This is a genomic window from Serratia sp. OS31 (assembly GCF_014164835.1).
Taxonomy (GTDB): Bacteria; Pseudomonadota; Gammaproteobacteria; order Enterobacterales; family Enterobacteriaceae; genus Serratia; species Serratia liquefaciens_A.
In genome coordinates this window covers 1-2515 of sequence record NZ_JACJFQ010000080.1, presented here as the reverse complement: position 1 = coordinate 2515, position 2515 = coordinate 1, and the positions used below count along the sequence as shown (strand labels likewise).

The 2515-nt window shown below is 36.6% G+C and carries 2 protein-coding genes; both read left to right on the top strand.

Features of this window, described 5'->3' with window-relative positions; all coding sequences use genetic code 11:
- The first annotated feature begins 1095 nt into the window (after positions 1-1095).
- Entirely contained in the window at positions 1096-1806 is a 711-nt protein-coding gene (locus tag H5P17_RS26285) for a hypothetical protein (RefSeq protein WP_182825899.1), read from the top strand.
- A gap of 280 nt (positions 1807-2086) precedes the next feature.
- On the top strand, positions 2087-2464 hold the full coding sequence (locus H5P17_RS26280) for a hypothetical protein (RefSeq protein WP_182825898.1): 378 nt from the start codon (positions 2087-2089) through the stop codon (positions 2462-2464).
- Positions 2465-2515 lie beyond the last annotated feature (51 nt).

Genomic DNA, 2515 nt, shown 5'->3' with positions numbered 1-2515 from the left:
GGATTACCCCGTCAGAATTTGCTGAGAAGTCTGCCGGTTGCCAGAATACACAACCAACATGAAGCCGGTAATTCCTGATTATGACTGGATCATATTCGGGGTCAGGGTCAACAAACCGACATTACTAACTAACGGTTGTATCTAATACTGGGGGCAGGTCATGTCATGTCTATTTAATTCCATTGTTAAGTCGTTGTTGATTTGAGTCGTTGTTAAAAGTCGATATATATTTAAAACATCGGGCTGCGAAACTACGCATTTATAAAAAAGTCTCAGGAGGAACCAAAACTGATAGGCAAAATCTATCGTACGCCATCTCTTTATTATATTTAGGTATAAAAAAAGCCCCGGCGATTAGGCCGAGGCTGGGGTAATTTATATTCCTTTTATTAGTAATAATCCCCTACCACTGGTGTTGGTAATTCTATAGGTTCTCAATACTATTGCTGTGAACCGGTGTGAGGTTATTCGTTTTTACTACAGTGTTACCCGATTCACGATAGCCACGGAGATTACTCACCCGTTCTGCGGCGATGCGACATCCAGTACTGTTATTGTCCAACTGATAGTACTTGTTGTATGTCCGGCGGCAATCGCTGCTGAACTGTGGCCTGTAAAATCCATCACCAGCCGGAAACATTACTACCACTTGTTCCCCATCAACCGTTCCTACCATTGCTTGATCCATCCAAGGATGTGTAGTACTACAGCCGGTAAGTAAGGCAGCTGCGAATAATATTATTGCTAATAATTTCATAAGGTTCTCCAATGCTTTTTTTGTTTTATTTATAGGCCGCTGGCGGCTAGAGGCATCATATCAGGCGAACACCCATATTGATAGTTAAAACAGATCAATAATCACGAATCGATCGATATAAACGATCAATAATGTTAAATCGTGAGTATGTAGCCGTCTGCGAGCCTCTGCATTAAAGGCATGCATTTGCATTGGTGATTGGTTTTCATCGCGTAGTGAGGCGTGCAGGAGGTGGGGTTGATCCGGGTTGCTAACATTATAAGAAGGTGACGCCCACTTTATAGCAGCCCGGATCAGTAGTATTATACTATCAAACCCTTACTTATTTGAGCAACAATGTGAAATCCATAGATTTTTTCTTTATAATTATTACAGCTCTCTTTTCTTCTATCGCCCTTTCTACATTTGGTGAGAAACCTATAATATCCTTTGGCAATGTAGCTGATATAGTCAGTGCCTTCTGTAATATAGCTATGGCGGGTGCTGCCGTTTATGCCGGTTCAAAAGCTGTTAACTTTTTTAAAGAAAAAGCATATGACCACGCCATAAACTTGCTATCTAAATTCAATGAATTGAAAGTAGATATTGATATGTTCCATTTTGATTTGATATGTGAGACATCTCTTAAATTACCTTCATTTCATCAAGATAGTAATATTCCATTTAATTTAACCACTCCAGAAAAAAATGAAGTCCTTTCTCTTACCCCAGAAAAATTAAAAGAACTTGAAGATAGGTTAGTGATTTTGAGGAAGCAGTCATTGAATCTAATAGTTTCATTGAATAGTACAAAACGATACGGTTTTATTATGAAACCCGAGTATAAAGAGAGGATAGCATTCACATTAAGTGAATATAATAATTTAACTCCAATACACTTATTAAACTACATGAGAGATCCAAAAGTCATACTCCTTCAAATTATGGCCTCCGGTAAGAAACGCATGTATAATGATCAATACAATGAGTTAGAGAACCTCAAGAAAATTCTTCATGATACTTACTTAGAGTTCGATAACGATATCAATAATATTTTTATATTCAAATGAATACAACCAAATTTACTGCATGTATGTAAACTAGATGAAATATACTAATAGAATAATTACTGGTTTAGTTATAGCACTGCTCACTCTTGTAGTACTGCTATTGATTAGCACTCTATATTACAACACGGATAAGAAAATGGAACTAGGTTCATTAACAGATTGTATTAGCTCATTAAGTACTGCCGGTACTTTACTAGTAGCCTATATGGCTTATAAGAAAGCACCTGATTGGATAAGCACAAAAAGAAATTAGTCAGGTTTCGAGCATGTCATTAGCATTATGGCTGAGGGTGATAAAATAGCTGCCGGACTAATAAGGTTGTACTTTGATGTTGTAATTACAAATAAAGAATCACCTAATTTCAATGAGGTATCTAAAAAAGTAGATGAATATGCTTATGAGGCACTTCTATTAAAGTTTAGATTGAAATCATGTAGAAGATGGAAAGTGAAAAGCTCAACAGAAGTACAATTACTTTTCTCCACACTTAGAGATTTTTGCAATGTTTCAAAGCAAATTTTAGCTATGGGAGAAAAACCTGAACTTAAGGATAAATTACTATTTTTCAAAAAAGAAATAGAAAGACTGTCCACCCATTTATTCAATCAAGATATTGAGAAGTCTTTCACGTTTAACACTTCTTCAATCGAAGAATAGTCAGTACTGAGCCGCTACATTTTGGCGGCTTTGATTTCACCATCATAGGGC